Here is a 19,460-nt window from a genome sequence, read left to right on the forward strand (position 1 = left end):
TCGGACGTGATGAAGCGCATCGGTATGACCGAGGGCTTCGATGTCGGTTTGGAAATGTCGGGCGCGGCCCCCGCATTCCGCGACATGATCGACAAGATGAACAATGGCGGCAAGATTGCGATTCTCGGCATCGCGCCGACCGGGTTCGAGATCGACTGGAACAAAGTGATCTTCAAGATGCTCAATCTTAAGGGCATCTACGGGCGGGAAATGTTCGAGACTTGGTACAAGATGATCGCCTTCGTGCAGGGCGGCCTCGACCTTTCGCCTCTTATTACCCATCGCATCGGCATCGACGGCTTTCGAGACGGGTTCGAGGCTATGCGCTCCGGCAATTCCGGGAAGGTCGTCATGGATTGGTGAGGCCATCATCACGTCCAATGAAAATCCGGAGGATGGGGGCGATCAGATGCCGATCGAGACTGTAGCGCTATCGAATTTCTACCCGTCAAGGCTTTGTAGCTTATGACCGCTTCAACCACGCAGGGCACGGAGGTAAACTGGAACCGCCGAATGCTCTTTCTGGCGCTTCCCATCATTCTGGCAAATCTTGCCCAGCCGATCCTGTCGCTCGTTGATACGATGGTGGCAGGACATCTTCCGGGGTCGTCCTTTCTCGGCGGTGTGGCGCTGAGCGGCGTGCTGTTCAATTTCCTTTTCTGGAGTTTCAGTTTTCTGCGTATGGCAACGACCGGTCTGGTTTCCCAGGCATGGGGTGCCAGCGATAGCGTGCTCATGCGCATGCATCTGTTTCGAGCGCTGCTCATCGCAGCCGTCGGCGGCACGGTGATCATCCTGCTGCAAAAGCCGATCATCGAGATCGGCCTGGGATTTCTCGGCGGCAGCGAAGCGGTCTACGAAAGCGCGTCGGCCTATGCATTCGCCAGGATCTGGTCGGCGCCTGCTACGCTCGGCAACTTTGTCCTTCTCGGCTTCCTTCTCGGTTGCCAGCGCGTGATGATATCTCTCGCGCTGCAAATCGCCCTTAACATCGTCAACCTGCTCGCAACTCTGACGGTGGTGCTCGTTTTCGACTGTGGCGTCGCCGGTATCGGGGCAGGGACAGCTGTCGCGGAATGGATTGCCCTGATCGCAGGTCTCCTCATCATTAAGCCATTCGGTGCGCATCCCGCAGTGCGGATGAAAGAGCTGCTGGACGGGTTGGCGCTTCGACGGCTGGTCGCGGTCAACCGGGACATCTTTCTGCGAAGCTTCTTCCTTCTGCTCTGTTTCGGCTGGTTTGCCCGCAGCGGTGCCAAGGAAGGCGACACGATCCTCGCCGCCAATGCCATTGTGCTCAATTTGCACGGCTTTGCCTCCTATGGTTTGGACGGGTTTGCGAATGCCACTGAAACCCTGGTCGGTTCAGTCATCGGTGCGCGGCAAAAAAAGGCGCTCGCCCAGGTGATCAAGGCCGCGTTTGTGTGGTCGGTTTTGGTAGCGTGCATGTTTTCGGTGGCCTACGCCGTCGCTGGACCTTCGATCATCGCTCTCCTCACCAATCAGGAGGATGTCCGCGCCGCTGCCATAACCCTGCTTCCCTTCCTGATCGCGTTGCCGCTCGTTTCCGTGACCAGCTTTATGCTCGACGGCGTCATGATAGGGGCAATGCGTGCCCGCGATCTGCGCAACAGCATGATCATCTCGACCTGCATCTTCATTGCCGCCGCGTATATCCTGCAGCAGATTTGGGGGAATCAGGGTTTGTGGATAGCAATGATGATCCTGATGCTCGCTCGCGCGGTGACGCTAGGTCTCAAATTGAAGTATGTCTTTGAAGAGATATGACGTGTTGACCGAGTATACGGACCATGAGTAGAGCCGGAACAGCGGCAAGATCCATGCCTGGCGGAGACGATTTCGGCGCGATCCCAAGCGCCATCGTGACCCGTTCCAGAAATCCTGTCACGGGTGGAGGAGATCTTTTCGGATGGGATGGGCATGCTCGTGTCCGCCTGTGACCAGTTTCGCGCCCGATAGATGCGGGTGATCCGGTGAAAGGTCGGCGTGCACGTGCCGATCATCCTCGTCGGCCGCGGGCCACAGGGACGCGGCCGCGAAGGCACCGAGTGCGGTCATCGCGGCGAGAACCACATAGGTCGCGGTCATGCCCGCCGTCGCACCGAGCCAGCCCGCAAGCGGATAGGTGATCAGCCAGCATCCGTGCGAGAGCGCAAACTGGGCTGCGAAAAGGGCTGGACGATCCTCGGGCGAAGCCGAGCGTCTCAGGATGCGTCCCGATGGCGTGAGAACGAGCGAGTAACCAACGCCGATCACCGCCCAGACGACGACAAGGCCTGCATAGGAACTTGTGAACATGCCGACCAGCAGTGCCAAGACCAGGACCGCGGTTCCCGACAGCATGGTCGGGCGGTCGTCGATCCTCTTCAGAAGCCGCGGAAGAAGAAGTGCCGCCAGCATGGAACCGAGACCAAAGGCAGCGAGAGCGGTTGCCGTGTAGCGTTCGTGGAGCGACATGACACCCTGGACCAGAACCACTGTGTTGACGAACACCATCGATCCACCTGCTGCGACAGCGAGGTTGAGCGCCAGCAGCCCTCGAAGGCGCGGTACTGTCAGGTAAAGGCGGAGGCCACGGGTCGTACGGTCGTAGATGCTGCGCGGTTGGCCAGGCTTCGGGTCGGGCAACACAACCGATACAACCAGGCTTGCTGAGGCGAGAAACCCGACGACGGTTCCGAGATAGAGATTGTGGTAGCTCATCAGCGCCAGCAGGACCGCCGCTAGCAACGGACTGCCGACCTTTTCCAGATCGTAGGCCAGGCGCGAGAGCGACAGTGCGTTGGTGTAGTCATCTTCGTCGGGAAGGACGTCGGGAATGGTCGCCTGGAACGTCGGCGTGAAAGCCGCGGAGGCTGCCTGGAGGATGAAGATCAGCGCATAGGCTTGCCACACTCCGGTGATATAGGGCAGACAGAGTGCGACGCCGGCCCTGATCAGGTCGAGCGTCACCAGCATCGCCCGTCGCGGCATCTGTTCGGTAAACGCCGTGGCGATCGGGGCGACCGCGACATAGGCGATCATCTTGATGGCCAACGCCGTTCCGAGAACAGCGCCCGCATTGCCGTCCGCGAGCTCGAAGGCCTGCAGACCAAGCGCCACGGTCGCCAGCCCTGTCCCGAGCAAGGCGATAACCTGAGCGAGAAAAAGATGGCGGTAAGTTCGGTTCTTCAGGACGGATAGCATCGGTTCAACCTCGCGTCGGCTGTTGTGTCGTGACCGCGGGAGCCTCCGCATGTGCGGATAGTCCCTGCCAGCCGTGGATGCCGGCATAGATGCCGACGGCGATGATAAGCAGACCGTAGATTTAGGCTGCGCGACGGGCGACCGTGCTTCACCATCCGAAGCGTAGTCGCATGGCGCACACTAAAAGCGGCGATGGCTCCCACCATCACCCGCGTGATCGCAAGACCGATCGAGACGCACAGAACCAGCGCGAAACCAAGGCTGAACTCCTTCAATTGCAGGCAGAGAAGCAGCACGGTGATTGCGGCAGGACACGGGGTCAGACCACCCGTCAGTCCGAACAGGACGATCTGCCATTTGGTGACGTTACGGTCAGCGAAACGGCGGCGGATCTCGTTGGCATGGGCCAGCGCGTGAGCATCCAGATAACCGTCCGTTGCGACGTCGAGACTATGGAGTCCCTCTTGAAAGTGGTCGTGGCCCTCGCTTTCGACGAAGGACAGGTCGTAATCATGCGTGTGGTTGCCGTGGCCAAGGCTCAGGCGCGCCATGAACTCGTGCGGCTCGGGGATGGAGGTGGTCGAGTCGAGATAGCCGCCCCTGTCGACGAAGGCGAAGGCCCGCGTCGAGCCATCTGAACGTTCCGTCGTCACGGTCAAGTCGGACGCTTCCCAAGCATGCCCGCGTTCGGTGCACATGCGCCAGACAGGTGGAATCCCGTCTTCGAAGACTTCGAGCACTACCACACCGTGCCCGGTATCGACCCGGCGCACTTCGTCGTGGCCGCCGTGTCCATGCCCGCCGTAATGACCGCCATGCGTATGCCCGGAGGCCGCCTTCGCCATCTGCTGGTCTTCCCAGGTCCTCCAGAACATCCACAGCGCGACCGCGATGATGATCGCGGCCGAGACGAGCTGAACATACGGCTCGAACGTCTCGCCATCCACGCCCTGCCAGATGGACATGCCAGCGAATGCGATCGCCCAGACGACGGCGGCGTGTAAGATGGTGGCGACTATGCCGAGAGGGACGGCCTGGCCGACGGTTCCGCGCACGGCGACGATGAGGGCCGCAATCATGGTTTTGGAATGACCCGGCTCCTGACCGTGCAGGGCACCGAGAAGGATCGCACTCGGGACGAATAGCCGGGCGTGCGCCGAGCCTCGTGCGAACGGGTCTGCGAAACTAGGCATCGGAGTATCCTTACAGGTACTTGGTGATGGTCCTGAACTCGTCGATCGCCTGCCGCTGCTGACGGCCGAGAGAGCCGACGGAGTCTTCGAGGCAATGATCGAGATGATCCTGGATCAGCGTCCGCTTGGCGTTGGTGATAGCCTTCTCCACGGCGTGGAGCTGCTGAGCGATGTCCAGGCAAGGGCGCCCATCTTCGATCATGGCGATGACGCTTTTCAGATGTCCTTCGGCCCGCTTGAGCCGCTTGACGATGTCGGAATGGGTGTCGTGTCGGTGGCCGTGGGTTGCTTCGCTCATTGCACACTCCTATCCCCCTGGAGAGGATATCTCAATCGGCATCTGTTTGAATCTTCATTTGCCGCTATGATATCAGACACTGCCTCGGCTGAAGCCGAGAAGCTTGGCCTGACGCACGATGGATAGTTTATGCTGGCGGTCGATCATTTTTTGCCGAGCGCTCCGGCTAAAAATTCATTTTACCGTGTCAGCTCCCCGATGTCAGTGTAATGCAGCTTGTAACGCGGCATGCAGCGTATTTGACGTCGAAAGTCGGGACTGCCGGTATTGCGAAACCGTTTGCGACCCTCGTGATTGGAGTTATGGAACGGCAGGGATCCACCAGTCCATTCGTGTCGAGGCTCGGGCGGCCGTCAAGCTTCCGGACTCGCCGTTTCACGGCCGCGTTGACTTGTCGCGGGCGACTGTTTCCCGCAGGGGACCTTTCCTGGCTTCCCGACGGTCCGAGCGAGGAAGAGCCCGGAAGCCGATCCACGCACCAAAGTCCTGACGGCGTTTGATCGGCTTTGTACGTGACAGGCTGTATTTCCGGCATTGCTAACCAGCCAATGCACACACGCATAGCAGAACGATATCGTCAAGGAAGCCGCCGTCTTGATTACGGGCGCGGCGGTTCGTATCTCATCAAGACCTCTGATTCACTTAAGTGGGTGGAGTTGATTGCCACAGATAGTCGTACGTCCACAATGAAACGGTCGTGAGCGATGTCCGCATGAAGGTTAAGCCTGTCCTGCTGACCGAGACCGTTATCATCTACTAGATGCTGCCCCGTTCGCTTTCGATCAGTTCAAGACACTTCAAATTAAGAGCAGGCGGCGTTCCAGACAGGCTTGCGATCAGCATTTCACCCGCTTCACGACCAAGCAGCGCGCTGTCGATTCCAATCGTCGTCAGGCCGGGTGGGATCTCGGCGGCGATGTCGCTTTCGCCAAAACCGAGAATGCCGAGATCGTCGGGTATGCGTATGTTTAGGCGGCGGGCTTCCATCAGGCATCCGAGCGCCAGCACGTCATTGCTGCAGAAGAGCGCCTCCGGCTTGACCGGCTGGGACAATGCAGCGGCAAGCAGACGTCGTCCGTCCGAAACTCCATTGACGTCGTCGATGAGATGTTCGCCGACAAACGTTAATCCGAGTGCCTCACATCCCCTGCGGAAGCCCTGCAGGCGCAGGGCACCGCGTCCACTGCGCCGGCCGATGTAGGAGACCGAGCGGTAACCCTTCCGGTGCAGCATTTCTGCAGCACGTCGTCCAGCCTCCGTGTTGGAAAACCCGACCAGCATGTCGATGGGGTCGCGCGGCAAAGCCCAGGTTTCCATGATGGGTATGCCAAGTCCGCGCAGGAGCTCCCGATTGGTTTCCAGCTCTATGACACCCGTGAACATGACGGCGGCAGGCTTCATCGCGTGCAGGGAGCGGATGGCGGCGGTTTCGCGCTCGTAGGAATAGGACGTCTGACCCACAAGAAAAAGATAGCCGGCGTCTTCCAGCACGGCAGCGCAGGCTTTCAATGCAGAAGAAAATTGTTCACTCATCAGGTTGGACGCGAACGCCAGCACGACATTTGACCGTCCGCTTTTCAGCGCGCTGGCGTGCGGATTGACGCTGTAGCCGGTTTGCTCAACGGCACGCAGGATTCGCTCGCGCTTGTCTGCGCTGACCTTTTCCGGGTTTCGCAACGCCCTGGAGACGGTGATCGGCGCAACCTCCGCCAGGCGCGCGACGTCGCCAATAGCGACCCGCGCCAGCTTTTCCCTTTCTCGGCCATCAAACAGGACTGGCTTTGACCCACCGGCGCCGGTGATGCGTACGACCTCGTCGTATACGAAGGTCGTCTCGTCTTCCTTGCGCTCGATAGCCATTGGTCTCCAATCCTTTGTTCCGGATGATGTTTAGTCCGCGCTCTGGTGCCAGGCAACCGCCAGATCTTGAGGGAGGCCAGCCTTGGATGCTGTCCGGCGCGAAGCCATGCAATCGGATTCTTGCGCGAATGGTAACGTTGTCATTGACTCCACTATTACTGATGGTAACGTTGTCATAAAGCGGCGATGCAGAGCCTTGTTCACAACCTTGCCGCCTGCAAAAATGGGGAACGACATGATCACAGTGACAACGCCAATCGGCGCCTCCATGCGCCGTCTTCTTGCTGCAGCAGCGACTGCCGCAATCATGGTTGCTGCAACTGCAAGCGGTGCATCCGCTGCATCGGGATGCATCAAGGGTGACCGCAAGGCGCCTTACACGATCGGCTGGGCGAATATCTATTCGGTGCCGACCTGGATGAAGCAGACCGAGGGTACCATCACAGCCGAAGTCGACGAACTGAAGAAGTCTGGCCTCGTCAAGGACCTGATGATCACCGACGCCCAGGGTAATGCGCAAACCCAGATCCAGCATATCCAGTCGATGATCGATGCCAATGTTGATGCCATCGTCGTCATCGCCGGTTCTTCCAACGCACTGGACCGCGTCATCTCGGATGCCTGCGACAAGGGTATCGCCATCGTCAACTTCGACAGTCTCGTCAACACGGACAAGGTGACTGCGAAGATCAACACCGACTCCGCCGAATGGGGCGGGGCCGCAGCAAAGTGGCTGGTCGGCCAACTGGGCGGCAAGGGCAAGATCATCGTCATGAATGGTCCGGCCGGCATTTCGGTTTCAGACGATCGCCGCAAGGGTGCGCAGCCGGTTCTGGATGCCAACAAAGACATTGAAGTCATCACCGAAACCAATTCGGAGTACAATGTCGCGCCTGCCCAGGAAGCTATGACGAGCCTGCTCTTCGCCAATCAGGAGATCGACGGGGTGCTGTCCCTCGGTGGCGCGCTATCGGCCGGTTCCGTTTTGGCATTTGATCGTCAGGGGCGTGAACAGGTGCCGATCACGGGTGAGAATGCCCGCCAGTTCCTTGAACTTTGGAAGGAGAAGGGCCTGAAGGGATGGGCGACCATGCAGCCGAACTGGCTGGGTGCATTTTCGGTCTATACGGCGGTGCAGGCTCTGGAAGGAAAAACCGTTCCAGCCTTCATCAAGGTTCCGCTGCCGGTCATCGACGACAGTTCCGTTGAGAGTTACCTCGCACGCGCCGAAAACTTCCCCGCCGATGGATATATCTACTCGGACTACGACAAGGCATTGTTCGATAAACTCCTCGCCCAGTGAGGTATTCGACGTGACAGAGGTTCGGCCGATCCTGGAGGCGCGCGGGCTTTTCAAGGGGTTTTTCGGCAACCCGGTGCTGAAGGGCATCGATATCGCCCTTCAGCCGGGCAGGGTGCATGCCCTGCTCGGCGAAAACGGAGCCGGCAAATCTACTCTGATCAATCTTCTGTCCGGCGCCCTGACGCCGGACGAGGGCACGATCGCCATCGACGGGAAAGCCGTGGCACGGCTGTCGCCGTCTATGGCGCGGGCGGCCGGGATCGGTGTCGTGCAGCAGGAGCTAAGCCTTGCCAGCCAGTTGTCGATTGCCGAGAACATCGGGCTGGGCGCCTATCCGAAGCGGTTCGGCCTGATCGACTACCGCGCGCTTGCGCTTGGAGCGCGGGATGTCTGCGAACTGGTCGGGGTCACAGAGCCGCTCGATACGCCAGTGTCGAGCCTGTCACTCGGGCGTCGCCAGATGGTCGAGATCGCCAAGGCACTCTTTGCCAAGCCACGCGTCCTCATCCTGGACGAGCCGACATCATCCCTTTCTGCCCATGAGGCCAGCGTTCTTGCTGACGTCATCTTCACGCTGCGGGACCGTGGTGTGGCCGTCCTCTACATCTCCCATCGGCTGAACGAGGTCCGCGCGCTTTGCTCGCATGTCACAGTTCTGAAGGACGGCGGCATCACGGCCGACCGGTCGCTCGATGGCATCGACGGGGAAGGCCTTGTCCGGCTGATGGTTGGTCGCGAAACCGGCGCACTCTTTCCGCCTCGTCCAGACATCGTGCCGGGCCCTCTTCGCCTCAGCACGAAGGGCTTTTCCGCCGGCATTGTGCGCGACGCCGATGTTCTCGGGCACGCCGGAGAAGTCCTCGGTATAGGCGGGCTGGTCGGGCAGGGGCAGGAGGATCTTCTTCTCGGCCTTTATGGCGCCATTCCAGCGAGATCCATCGAGACGAAGATCGACGGTCAATCCGGGCTTCCGAACAATGTTGCCGCCGCCAATGCCGCGGGCATTGTCTATGTGCCGGCCGACCGGAAGCATGAAGGTCTTGTGCTGACGCATTCGATCGCCTCGAACATCATCCTGCCGTCGCTCGCCAAGCTGGCGCGCCGGGGTCTGCGCAGCCGGGGCGCTGAGGCCGACATGATCGGCGATCTTGCCCGCCAGCTCATGATCAAGGGTGACGTGGCGCGACCTGTCCAGGCGCTTTCTGGTGGAAACCAGCAAAAGGTCGCTCTGGCGAAATGGCTTCCGCTGGATCCTGGCGTCCTGCTTCTCAATGATCCCACGCGCGGCGTCGACATCGAGACCAAGCGGGAAATCTACAAGATGTTGCGGCGTTTTACAGGCGAGGGCCGTCTTGTCATCCTTGCAAGCTCGGATACGCCGGAACTCGTTCATCTCTGCGACCGGGTGCTCGTGCTGCGGGAAGGCCGGGTCGTTTTGGAATTGCGCGGGGACGCGATCACGGAGGAAGCGATCGTCGGCGCCGCGATGGGTATCGAGGCCGATGGCGAGACACGCATCGTTAGAGAAGAGGTTGCCCAATGACTCTTGCAGCCTCATCGAGCCTTTACGGCGCCGTGCAACGCCGGCGAAATCGTGGCCTTCTCGGCCTGTACATCGTCGTTACCGCCTTTCTGATTCTCTATGCCGTGCTTTTTCCCGGTATCCTGTCGGTCGGCGGGTTTTCAAAATTCACGCAGAACTGGTTTCCGCTAGCGCTGGTTGCCATGGCGCAAGCGCTGCTGATGCTGAACGGAGGCATTACCCTTGCCATTGGTCCGATGGTCAGTCTGGGCGCGGTCATTGCCGCAACGACCATGGGCGGACCCCTCGGCACGTTTGGTGGATTTCTCGCGGTCGCCGCTGCCGGTCTTTGCATCGGGGCGGCAACAGGCGCAATCGTTGCACTTCTGCGCCTTCCGGCGATCATCGTCACGCTGGCCGGCTCCTTCATTATTTCCGGCGTTGCTCTTATCCTATTGCCTCGTCCGGGCGGCTTCGTGCCGGAATGGCTCTCCACATTGCTGGCGGGCCATACGCCGGTGGCATTCCTGCTGCTGGTGCTGATCCTCGGCCTCTGGAAACTCTTCCTCGCCACGCCGCTCGGGCTCGGCATCTATGCCGCTGGGGATAATCCTGTTGGCGCCTATCGGTCCGGCGTGCCGATCGATCGCGTGAAGATCGTCTCCTTCGCGCTGTCGGGTCTTCTTGCAGCGCTTGCCGGGCTTTTCGTGGCGGCTCAGACGGGTTCGGGCGATCCCATAATTGGCACACCCTTTACCCTGAACTCTATCGCGGCGGCGGTTCTCGGCGGTGTCGGCTTTCTCGGCGGCAAGGGAACGATGCGGGGGGCGGTCTGCGGCAGCCTGCTGCTGTCAGTCATGATCAACGTCATGTTCTTTCTCGGTTTTTCTCCGGTCGCGCAATATGTCGCGCAAGGGCTCATCATCGTCGGAGCCGTGGCCGTACCGGAGTTGCTCGGACGCTGGAGGACCAACCGATGAGCCTCTTGAAGACCATCCTTCGCAATCCGCCACTTCTGACGTTCCTACTCGTTGCGCTCGTCTGGCTGGTTGCCGGTCTCACGCTGCGCGGTTTCGGTGCCTTTGGGCATCTGCGCTACCTGCTGGAGCTTGCATCGGTCATCGGCATCGCTGCCGCCGGCCAGACGCTGGTGATCCTCATGGGCGGCATCGACCTGTCCGTGGGCGCGGTAATCACCGTCACGGCCATCCTGCTGCCGCTTCTGTCGCCGGCCTGGGATCCGACGGGACTGGTCGGCGTCGTCCTGGCACTCTCTATTGCCATCGGCGTAGGCTTTCTCAACGGGCTTGGCGCTGCGGTTCTAAGGGTTCCACCAATCATCATGACGCTGGCAATGGCGACATTTCTGCAAGGCATGCTCGTTCTTGTCGCCGGCGGCAGCGCGGTGACCGTCCAGAACCCGGCCGTCATCCTGCTCGGCCAGGCAAGACCTCTCGGGGTCCCTGCAGGTGTGGTTCTGTGGATCGTCGTCTCGGCTGTCGTGCTGATGCTCATCCATCGCATGCCGATCGGTGCACGCTTCCTCGCTCTCGGTGCCAACCCGCTCTCCGCCCGCCTGTCGGGCGTCAGTTTGACCCGCAACACGCTCATCCTCTACTCGCTCTCCGGCTTCTTTGCTGGGCTTGCCGGCATTCTTCTTCTCGGCATGAACCGGCAGGGCTATGTGGGCATCGGCGATCCTTATCTGCTCACTTCGATCGCGGCGGTCGTGCTCGGCGGCACCTCAATCCTCGGCGGGCGCGGTACCTATGCGGGAACCATTCCCGGCGCCCTCCTTCTGGTCACCACGACGGCACTGATCACGGTCGTCAACGCCTCGCCCGGCTGGCGTTCGATCATGTTCGGGTCCCTCATTCTTGGCCTGCTGCTGATCTCGGGCAGGGAGGCACGCCGATGACGCGCTATGACGGACCGGTGATCGACCCGCATCATCATCTCTGGGATCTCGGCCTCAAGCGCCATCCCTGGCTGGAAAAAAAGTTTGGTGCATCAAGTGAGATGGTGTTCGGCCAGATGTCGTCCCTGCTGCGAGATTACGGCGTCAAGGACTATGCCAGGGATGCCGCGCGGCAGAATATCGTGGCCACCGTTCATGTCGAGGCAGGCTGGTCGGACGGTCATCCGCTGGAGGAGAGCGCGTGGCTCGACACGCTCGACCACACAGGCCGCATTGCGGAACGCTATGTCGCCCGTGTCCGGCTGGACGATCCCGATGCAAGGATCAAGATCGAGGCCGAAGCGACCAATCCGCGCGTTGTCGGGATACGCGATATCGTCAGCTGGCATCCGGATGCCAACAAAAGCTTTGCGCCGCATGCCGGGCGGATGAGTGATCCGCAGTGGCGTCTGGGGCTTTCGCATCTGTCCGGTCTCGGCCTGGTCTTCGACCTGATGCTCTATCCCTGGCAGATGCATGAGGCCTGCGATCTCGTTCGCAGCTTTCCGGAGACGCTTTTCGTCCTGAACCACGGGGGCAGTCCGGCGGATCGGACAGAGGAGGGGATGGCTCTTTGGAGAGACGGCCTCTCGTCTCTCGGGGAAGAGCCCAATATCCGCCTGAAGATTTCCGATCTGGTCGCCTATGACCACGGCTGGAGCTTCGAAAGCCTGAAGCCGGTCATCGAGCACTGCCTTGAAAGCTTCGGCGCTGCCCGCTGCATGTTCGCCAGCGATTTTCCGGTTGCCGGCCTTCACGCCACATTCCACGAGGTCTACGAGGTGTTCCGCCGCGCCGCCGAACCGCTGTCGCTGGATGAGCAAACATCGCTGTTCTTCACCACTGCCAACAACACCTACCGGCTCGGCCTTGACGAGGTCGAAACGCCTGCCATGGGAGAAAACCATGTCTGACGTCACCTTGAACACCACGCCCACACCAGTCCTCGACGACCGCATCCGCGGCTTTCCACCGGGACACCGGCCTTTGCCGCTTGAAGCGATCGGCGTGCAGAACTGGACGCCTTACGACGGGCATATGGCACTGCCGCTGATGTCGTTGGATGAAACCGCCTTCGCCGGGAACGTCGATGCAATGATGGGATTTGTGGACGACCACGGTGTCCAGATTGCGCCGCATGCAAAGACGCCGATGGCGCCTGCTCTCGCAGAGGCGCTCCTTTCTGCGGGCGCATGGGGTACGACAGTTGCCGACATCCGCCAGTTAAGCGTTTTCTTAAATGCGGGTCAAAGACAGCTCATCCTAGCCAATGAAATCGGCGGCCTCGCAGCAGCGCGGCGGCTGTCCGCGTTGCTGGCCGGGTTCCCGGACGCGGAAGTTCACATTTTCGTCGACTCGCGGGAGGCGGTGGAATCCCTTCGTCAGGCCTGGAGCGAGCGGGACGACCTTCCACTGCTCGGCCTCCTCGTCGAATTTGGTGTCGGCCGGGGAGGGGCCCGGACGGTGCAGGCCGGGCTGGACATCCTCGACCTCGTGCTTACCTCGGAAACGCAAAGTCTGCGGCTGACAGGCATTGCTGCCTATGAAGGGGCGGCGGCGACCAGCGACGCCCGGGAAACGGAGGAGCGCATACATGGGCTTCTGCAAATGACGTCCGAATTTCTGGTCCTGGTCCGGAAGCGCCTTTGCGATGCGCGCTCCCTGATCCTCACTGCGGGGGGATCCGTTTTTTTTGACATGGTGGTTGCCGAGCTCTCCAATGCGGTGGCTGCGGATCCGGACTGCCGACTGGTCCTGCGTAGCGGCGCCATCTTCTTCCACGATCACGGCGTTTATGAGCGCGGGCTTGCCGCTCTTGATGCCCGGGAAGGCTATGTCCGGCAAGGGATCGTGGAGTCCGCCGCTGCGGCCTTCGTTCCGGCGCTCAGGATCTGGGCGGAAGTGCTGTCTTGCCCGGAACCCGGACTTGCCATCTGCGGCATGGGTTTGCGCGATGTCGCCAACGATCAGGGTCTGCCGCGACCGCTTAAGCTTTATCGCGACGGGCAGTATCAAGCTGATCTCGACGGGTGCGAGGTGCTGCGGCTCAACGACCAGCACGCGTTCATCCGGGTCGACACGCAAAGCACGGTTGCTGTCGGCGACGTCATCGCGTTCGGCATTTCGCATCCCTGCACCTGCCTCGACCGACATGCCGTCGTCTATGGGCTCGGCCCCGATCATCGCGTGAGGCATGCCTATCTCACGAGCTTTGGTTGAGGATCGTAGGGTGCCGGTTGCGGTACCGACATATCTTTCGTCGGAGACTCGACGCCTGGCGGAATGACCGAGCGTCTTGAACGCATGGGTCGACCTTCAACATACGCCGCGGCGCGCCCACTTTTTGCGCTGTTAGACTGGAGACAAAATGCACAGTGGCCTCGTCAATCCGATCGATCTTGCGAAAGAGGGCCGACAGGCCGGCTTTCTCGCGATCCCTTTTTCGATCGACCGTTCGCCCTACTACCAGATCCGTATTCCCGTCCTGCGCCTGAAGAACGGCGAGGGGCCGAGCATCCTGCTTATGGCAGGCAATCACGGCGACGAGTATGAAGGTGAACTTCAGTTGGCGCGCCTGATGCGGCGCCTCGAGCCGTCAAAGATCAGGGGTGCCATGACCATCCTGCCAATTGCCAACGTGCCGGCGGTCATGGCGGCAAAACGCTGCTCGCCGTTTGACGGCGGCAATCTCAACCGCGCGTTTCCCGGCGATCCCTCCGGCACGCCGACAGCGCGCCTAGCGCACTTTCTCGAGACACAGCTCTTTCCCTTCCACGACATTGTCCTCGATCTTCATTCGGGCGGCACATCCATGGCGCATCTCCCCTGCACCCTGATCGAGCGACAGGCGGATGACGCTCGCTTCAGGCGCTCGGCCGAACTTCTAGCCGCCATCGGCGGTTCCCATGCCTTTATCGCCGACAATGGTCAGTCCGCGCCGACATCGATGGGTGCCGCCAGCCGTGCCGGCGCGATCGGGCTCTCGGGCGAATTTGGCGGCGGTGGAACGGTCACTCCGGATAGCATGGCGTTTACAGCTTGCGCCATCGACCGCCTTTTGCTGACACTCGGGATCGTTGACGGGCCGATCCTGTCGAGAAAACCTTTGCCAGCACCGGGTCCCCTGCAACTGCTGTCCCTGTCACGCCATAGTCAGGGTATTTATGCGGAGCGACGCGGCTGGTTCGAGCCGGCCGTCCGGCTCGGCGCTGCCGTCCTTCAAGGGGACATTGCAGGCTGGTATCACGACCTCGAGCGTTTGGATCAACCTGAGGAGGCGCTGCTTTTTGCCGAAGGCGGCGTCGTCATTTCGAGCCGGCTGCATTGCGACAGCCAGGCAGGCGATTGCCTCATCCAGGTGGCCGAGCCGATCGACGGCTGACTGGGCCATTCGATCCTACCTTGCGGACTTCATTTCAACGGACGAAAGGCAGCGCCATGCATCTTTCCATGTGGACCTATCCTTGGGACCTTCAGGACCAGGGACTTGTCGAAGCCACCGCCGAACTGCGAGACCGCGCCAGTCTCAACAGCATCAGTCTCGCGACCTCCTATCATGCGGGGCGGTTCCTCCAGCCGCGCAGTCCGCTTCAGAAGGCATATTTTCCCGAAGACGGTACGGTCTACTATCGTCCGCAGGACACGACCTGGGTCGGAAGGGAAATCCGGCCGCTGATGGCCCAAAATGTGACCGAGCGCGGCGACATGCTGGCGGCACTGAAGCAGGCACGGGCGACCGGCGGCATGAAGGTCTCCTGCTGGACAGTCTGCCTGCACAACACGCGCCTCGGCATGCTCCATCCGGAACATGTGACGCGCAACGCCTTCGGCAACGCCAACTATTACAATCTCTGCCCGTCGAGCCCGGCCGCCCGCGACTATGTCGTGACCATGGTCGCCGAAATTACGCAGAGCTACAAACCCGACATGGTGGAGCTCGAAAGCCCGAGTTTCATGGGTTTCGCGCACGAGTATCATCACGAAAAAGACGGCGTCGGGCTTTTGCCGGAGGATGACTTTTTCATGTCTCTCTGCTTCTGCGATCATTGCATGGCGCGGGCGCAAAAGGCGGGTGTTGCGGTTGAAGGAGCACGCGACACGGTGAAGCGGTTTATCGCCGAGCTTTGCGAGCGGGAGGTGCCGGAGGCGCAGGTTCCCGGTTTCCCGGCGGAGGGCATCGATGCCTTCCGTGCCTGGCCCGACCTGTATAGTTACCTCAGCTGGCGTACGGAGCCGGTCACGAGCCTCGTGGCGGAGATCCGCGCCGCGGCCGATCCGGCAACGCGCATTGTTCTCATCGACCTTAAAGACGGCTGGCTCGGCGGCGTCGATCTCGCCGCAGTCGGCATGATCTGCGACGGTGCGATCCTGTGCTGCTACTCCATGGAGCCGGACGCCGTGTCAGACCTGATGCAGGCCGGTCGTACTGCCCTCGGACCAGAAAAGTATCTCGGAGCCGGATTTCGGGTGTTTTATCCCGAAGTCACATCGGCTGAGGCACTTGCGGCGCGCGCACGAGCGGCAATCGATGGCGGCGCCGATGGCATTAACTTTTACAACTACGGGCTTATTCCGCAACGGAGACTCGATTGGGTTCGACAAGCCATTCATGGATTGCGAACGTAACTGCGAGGTTTCTATCTGACGGTGTTACTTCGGCATGATGCTCGTTGTGAGCCCGCAAGAACCATATCGGCTTCGATTGGGGGAGTACTTGTTTCTCCACTGAATGACTGGCTTGCGAGTGCCAGTATCGACAAGGTAGCAGTTTCCGGAAAGTCGATCTCATCACAGCCGGCCACCATTGTTGCGTTCGCACCGCGATCTTGTGACCTTGGATAAGATCCGAACTGTTCATTCGCCGTCGCCCGATATAAAAAAGATTATCACCTAGCTTCAGCACCTTGATGTCGATCAACTGACTGGTCGTAGGTTCGGATTGGTTCAAGCCCACGGATATCAGGTTGCAACAACTCGCAATCTTCTAACTTTCGTCAAGGAAATTTGATGGTGGCACGCTGAAGCGAATCCGATGTGTTTCTTCTGACTTTACCTTTCTTCAGTCTATTCCATTGGATCCCGTTACGCTTTTAACGGACGCAATCAACAGGTCTACGAACGCAGAGACCTTAGGCGGTCTAAAGCGGGCGGCCGGGTATACCGTATAGACACCACCCGATGGTAGATGCCAGTCCGGAAGGACACGAACCAGCCGTCCGCTCGCTATGTCTGCGGCCGTTAGGAAGTCCGGCAAAACTGATAGCCCGCCGCCTTGCCGCACAGCTTCCATCACGGCCGGCGTTGTGTTGATCGCAATGTCGGCCTTGAAACGCACAGTTCGTGCCTCGCCTCCTTCGTTGCGGACAAAGGTCCACTCCAAGGGCTCCTTTAGCGCGTTGTTGGCGACGAAGGGCAGGAATGGCAAATCGCCAGGCTCGTTAAGTTTGGCCACCTTGCTCACGAGCTCAGGTGCGCCAACCAGATATTGTCGAAACGCGCCAATCCGGCGGGCTTGCAGGCCTGAATCGGGCAGCCAGCCTACGCGAATAGCGAGGTCCATGCTGTCGGCGACGAGATCGACCATTTTGTCGCTGAGGCAGAGTTCGACCTTGCAGTCCGTATATCGGACAGTGAAGGCGGTCACCATGGGCACAATCACCGAGGTGCCATAGTCGTATGGCGCGGTGATCCTCAGCAGACCCTTTGGCTCTGTTCTGGCTTGAGCCAACTCTCTCAGGGCATCCTCGGCCTCGCGCAAGACGAGGACGCAACGAAGGTGAAACATCCTTCCTGCCTCGGTCGGCTGGAGCCGGCGTGTCGTGCGCATCAGCAGCGTGGTGCCAACCTCCTCTTCGAGCTTCGCAACCTGCTGGCTGACGACAGCCTTGGTAATGCCGAGATATTCGGCTGCGCGCGTGAAAGAACCCGCATCGACGACAGCGACGAAATAGGCCAGCCGATTGAGATTGGTCGCTTCCTGCATGCGTGCGCTCCAAATTGATTGTTTGCTTATAGCATACATTTTGTCGTCTTCGACGGACTTCTCGCTCTAATCCTTTTATGCCATCTAAAGATGCGCAAGGAGCAAGATATGAGCGATAGGCCCCATATTACCTACCTATTCGATCCCCTCTGCGGCTGGTGCTATGGCGCGTCGCCTTTGCTTGCACAACTCGCCGCGCTGCCAAACCTTATCGTCGCACTCGCGCCGACTGGTCTTTTCTCAGGGACAGGCGCACGGGTGGTAGACGAACATTTCGCGAATTTTGCCTGGTCCAATGATGTTCGCATCGCGAGCTTAACGGGGGAGCAGTTCACTGAGGATTATCGCGTGAAGGTGCTCGGCGGTGGCGGATTGCTGGATTCTGGCCCACCGACGCTGGCAGTCACAGCCGTTTCTCTGACAGAACCGTCTCGCGAAATTGATGCAATTCGGCTCATCCAGGAAGCGCGCTATGTCGCTGGTCGCGACGTTACCGACCTGTCGGAACTGCGCGATATCCTGGAGAGGGCCGACCTCAGTGCCGCCGCCGCTTGCCTTGCGGCACCGGATGCGGAGCTGCTGGTGGCAAACCGCAAGCGTGTCGAGCGGGCCCAGTTGCTGATGCGGGAGTTCGAAGCCGGTGGCGTGCCAGCGTTGATTGTCGATGACGGACAGCGAACCGAGCTGGTCAAGGCCCACGAGCTGTTCGGCAACGCCGATGATCTTATAGCGAGGCTTTCTGCTCTTGGCAGGGCCCGGCCCACCCTTTCCTAAAGCCTAAACCTGGAGACAATCATGTTCACGAGGAGAACCATCATGAAAACCACTCTCGCCGTCGGCGCCACCGCGGTTTTCGCGCCCGCTGACTTGGGCCATGCCGCAGGAAGCCTCACCTGGAAGCATTTTCCCGCCGGGCAGACTGGCTTCTTCCGTGCGCCTGTTCTGGTCTCCGGCCCGACTGAAGCTGTACTGATCGATGGCGGCTTTACGCTTCCCGACGGCAAGGCCTTGGCCGAAGCGATCAAGGCAACGGGCAAGACGCTCACAACGATCTATGTCAGCCAGTCTGATCCAGATTATTATTTCAGCCTCGGTCCGATCAAGGTCGCCTTCCCCGACGCCAAGGTGCTCGCTGCCTCAGCCACGGTTGACGCAATCAAGGCCAGTGTCGAAAAGAAGCTTGCCGTCTGGGGACCGCAACTCAAGGAAAATGGCCCGCAGACGCTGGCCGATGTCGTCATGCCCAATATCTTCGACGGCAAGACCCTGACGGTTGACGGTGAAACGATCGAGATCGTCGAAGCGGAAGGCCTCGCCAATCGGCGTTATCTCTTCGTTCCATCCCTGAACGCCGTGTTTGGCGGTGTGATGATCTTCAACGGTGTCCATGTGTGGACGGCAGACACCAACAGCGCCGAACTCCGGGCTGCCTGGGTTGCCAATCTCGAAAAGATCGCGGCGCGCAAGCCGGCTGTCGTGGTGGCCGGACACATGGTGCCCGACGCCAAGACCGATCTTTCCGGTGTTCAGCACACCATCGCTTACCTGAAAGCGTTCGAGGAGGAACTCTCCAAGCATAAGGACTCCGCATCGCTCAAGGCTGCAATGGAAGCACGCTTCCCGGGTCTCGGCATGGGTGTGGCACTCGACATCGGCTCCAAGGTCGCCACCGGCGAAATGAAGTGGGGCTGATCGCGATGGGCGCCAATCTCGATCTCATCAGGGCCACCTATGAGGGCTCATCCGAGGATAACGGCCGCAACCTGCTTGCGGCCCTGGCGCACGATGCGACGTGGACGGAAGCCGAAGGCTTCCCCTATGCCGGCACCTATGTCGGCCCCGACGCCATTGTCGCCGGGGTATTCCACAGGCTCGGTACGGAGTGGATCGGCTACAACGCGAAAGTCCATACCCTCATGGAGGACGGCAATCGTGTTGCGGCGTTCGGCATCTACTCCGGCACCTACAAGGCGACAGGCAAGTCGATGACGGCGCACTTTGCCCATCTCTACGAGGTCCGCGACGGTAAGATCGTCAGTATGGTCCAATATGTCGATACGCTGCTGGTGAACCGGGCCATCGTCCCAGATGCCTGACAGCCGGATGACTGAGAACGCTGTATGGTTGGGGGCTCGCC

Annotated in this window: 18 protein-coding genes; 13 read left to right on the forward strand and 5 right to left on the reverse strand. The window is 60.3% G+C overall.

What is annotated here, in order from left to right:
* The coding region (locus IFT66_RS21990) for a zinc-binding dehydrogenase (protein ID WP_192078952.1) at positions 1–363 on the forward strand (363 nt) is incomplete at its 5' end.
* A 102-nt stretch (positions 364–465) separates the two neighbouring features.
* Positions 466–1,788, forward strand: coding sequence for an MATE family efflux transporter (locus IFT66_RS21995; protein WP_192078953.1), 1,323 nt, complete (start codon positions 466–468; stop codon positions 1,786–1,788).
* Between the two features lie 117 nt (positions 1,789–1,905).
* Here the strand turns inward: IFT66_RS21995 and IFT66_RS22000 are convergent, their stop codons facing one another.
* From IFT66_RS22000 to IFT66_RS22020, 4 genes are all read right to left on the reverse strand, one after another.
* On the reverse strand, positions 1,906–3,207 hold the full coding sequence (locus tag IFT66_RS22000; RefSeq protein WP_192078954.1) for an MFS transporter: 1,302 nt from the start codon (positions 3,205–3,207) through the stop codon (positions 1,906–1,908).
* Entirely contained in the window at positions 3,192–4,400 is a 1,209-nt protein-coding gene (locus IFT66_RS22005; RefSeq protein ID WP_342344809.1) for a HoxN/HupN/NixA family nickel/cobalt transporter, read from the reverse strand. Before IFT66_RS22005 ends, IFT66_RS22000 begins: the two co-directional genes overlap by 16 nt.
* A 10-nt stretch (positions 4,401–4,410) precedes the next feature.
* Positions 4,411–4,698 carry a metal-sensing transcriptional repressor gene (locus IFT66_RS22010; protein ID WP_192078955.1) on the reverse strand — a complete coding sequence of 96 codons (288 nt, stop codon included), beginning with the start codon at positions 4,696–4,698 and terminating at the stop codon, positions 4,411–4,413.
* A gap of 756 nt (positions 4,699–5,454) precedes the next feature.
* A complete protein-coding gene (locus IFT66_RS22020; protein ID WP_192078956.1) occupies positions 5,455–6,558 on the reverse strand; it encodes a LacI family DNA-binding transcriptional regulator in 1,104 nt (367 codons plus the stop codon).
* Between the two features lie 235 nt (positions 6,559–6,793).
* Here IFT66_RS22020 and IFT66_RS22025 point away from each other — a divergent pair, with 235 nt between their 5' ends.
* The 8 genes from IFT66_RS22025 (at position 6,794) to IFT66_RS22060 (ending at position 15,966) form a co-directional block, all read left to right on the forward strand.
* Positions 6,794–7,861, forward strand: a complete 1,068-nt coding sequence (locus IFT66_RS22025; RefSeq protein ID WP_192078957.1) for an ABC transporter substrate-binding protein — start codon at positions 6,794–6,796, stop codon at positions 7,859–7,861.
* Between the two features lie 10 nt (positions 7,862–7,871).
* Complete coding sequence (locus IFT66_RS22030; protein ID WP_342344810.1) at positions 7,872–9,404, forward strand: sugar ABC transporter ATP-binding protein; 1,533 nt, start codon at positions 7,872–7,874, stop codon at positions 9,402–9,404.
* Positions 9,401–10,363: an ABC transporter permease gene (locus tag IFT66_RS22035; protein WP_192078959.1), complete on the forward strand. Its 963-nt coding sequence runs from the start codon at positions 9,401–9,403 to the stop codon at positions 10,361–10,363. Before IFT66_RS22030 ends, IFT66_RS22035 begins: the two co-directional genes overlap by 4 nt.
* The gene (locus IFT66_RS22040) at positions 10,360–11,301 is read left to right on the forward strand and encodes an ABC transporter permease (protein ID WP_192078960.1); all 942 of its coding nucleotides are present in this window, start codon (positions 10,360–10,362) and stop codon (positions 11,299–11,301) included. The genes IFT66_RS22035 and IFT66_RS22040 overlap by 4 nt, the downstream gene beginning before the upstream one ends.
* On the forward strand, positions 11,298–12,254 hold the full coding sequence (locus tag IFT66_RS22045) for an amidohydrolase family protein (protein WP_192078961.1): 957 nt from the start codon (positions 11,298–11,300) through the stop codon (positions 12,252–12,254). Before IFT66_RS22040 ends, IFT66_RS22045 begins: the two co-directional genes overlap by 4 nt.
* Positions 12,247–13,560, forward strand: coding sequence for an alanine racemase (locus IFT66_RS22050; RefSeq protein WP_192078962.1), 1,314 nt, complete (start codon positions 12,247–12,249; stop codon positions 13,558–13,560). Before IFT66_RS22045 ends, IFT66_RS22050 begins: the two co-directional genes overlap by 8 nt.
* Positions 13,561–13,708: 148 nt before the next feature.
* Positions 13,709–14,722 (forward strand): succinylglutamate desuccinylase/aspartoacylase family protein, encoded by a 1,014-nt coding sequence (locus IFT66_RS22055; protein WP_192078963.1) that lies wholly within the window; start codon positions 13,709–13,711, stop codon positions 14,720–14,722.
* 56 nt (positions 14,723–14,778) lie between these two features.
* Complete coding sequence (locus IFT66_RS22060; RefSeq protein ID WP_192078964.1) at positions 14,779–15,966, forward strand: hypothetical protein; 1,188 nt, start codon at positions 14,779–14,781, stop codon at positions 15,964–15,966.
* A 433-nt stretch (positions 15,967–16,399) separates the two neighbouring features.
* Here IFT66_RS22060 and IFT66_RS22065 read toward each other — a convergent pair whose 3' ends face one another.
* Entirely contained in the window at positions 16,400–17,323 is a 924-nt protein-coding gene (locus tag IFT66_RS22065; protein ID WP_192078965.1) for a LysR family transcriptional regulator, read from the reverse strand.
* A gap of 108 nt (positions 17,324–17,431) precedes the next feature.
* On the opposite strand from IFT66_RS22065, the gene IFT66_RS22070 reads away from it, so the two are divergent.
* Genes IFT66_RS22070 through IFT66_RS22080 form a run of 3 tightly spaced genes read left to right on the forward strand, consistent with a single transcriptional unit; the run spans position 17,432 to position 19,419 of the window.
* Positions 17,432–18,097 (forward strand): DsbA family protein, encoded by a 666-nt coding sequence (locus tag IFT66_RS22070; protein ID WP_192079031.1) that lies wholly within the window; start codon positions 17,432–17,434, stop codon positions 18,095–18,097.
* Positions 18,098–18,118: 21 nt separating this feature from the next.
* A complete protein-coding gene (locus IFT66_RS22075) occupies positions 18,119–19,015 on the forward strand; it encodes an MBL fold metallo-hydrolase (protein WP_192078966.1) in 897 nt (298 codons plus the stop codon).
* 5 nt (positions 19,016–19,020) lie between these two features.
* A complete protein-coding gene (locus IFT66_RS22080) occupies positions 19,021–19,419 on the forward strand; it encodes a nuclear transport factor 2 family protein (protein WP_192079032.1) in 399 nt (132 codons plus the stop codon).
* The last annotated feature ends 41 nt before the right edge of the window (positions 19,420–19,460 follow it).

This window comes from Rhizobium sp. CFBP 13726 (genome assembly GCF_014841925.1).
In the GTDB taxonomy this organism is placed as follows: Bacteria; Pseudomonadota; Alphaproteobacteria; order Rhizobiales; family Rhizobiaceae; genus Neorhizobium; species Neorhizobium soli.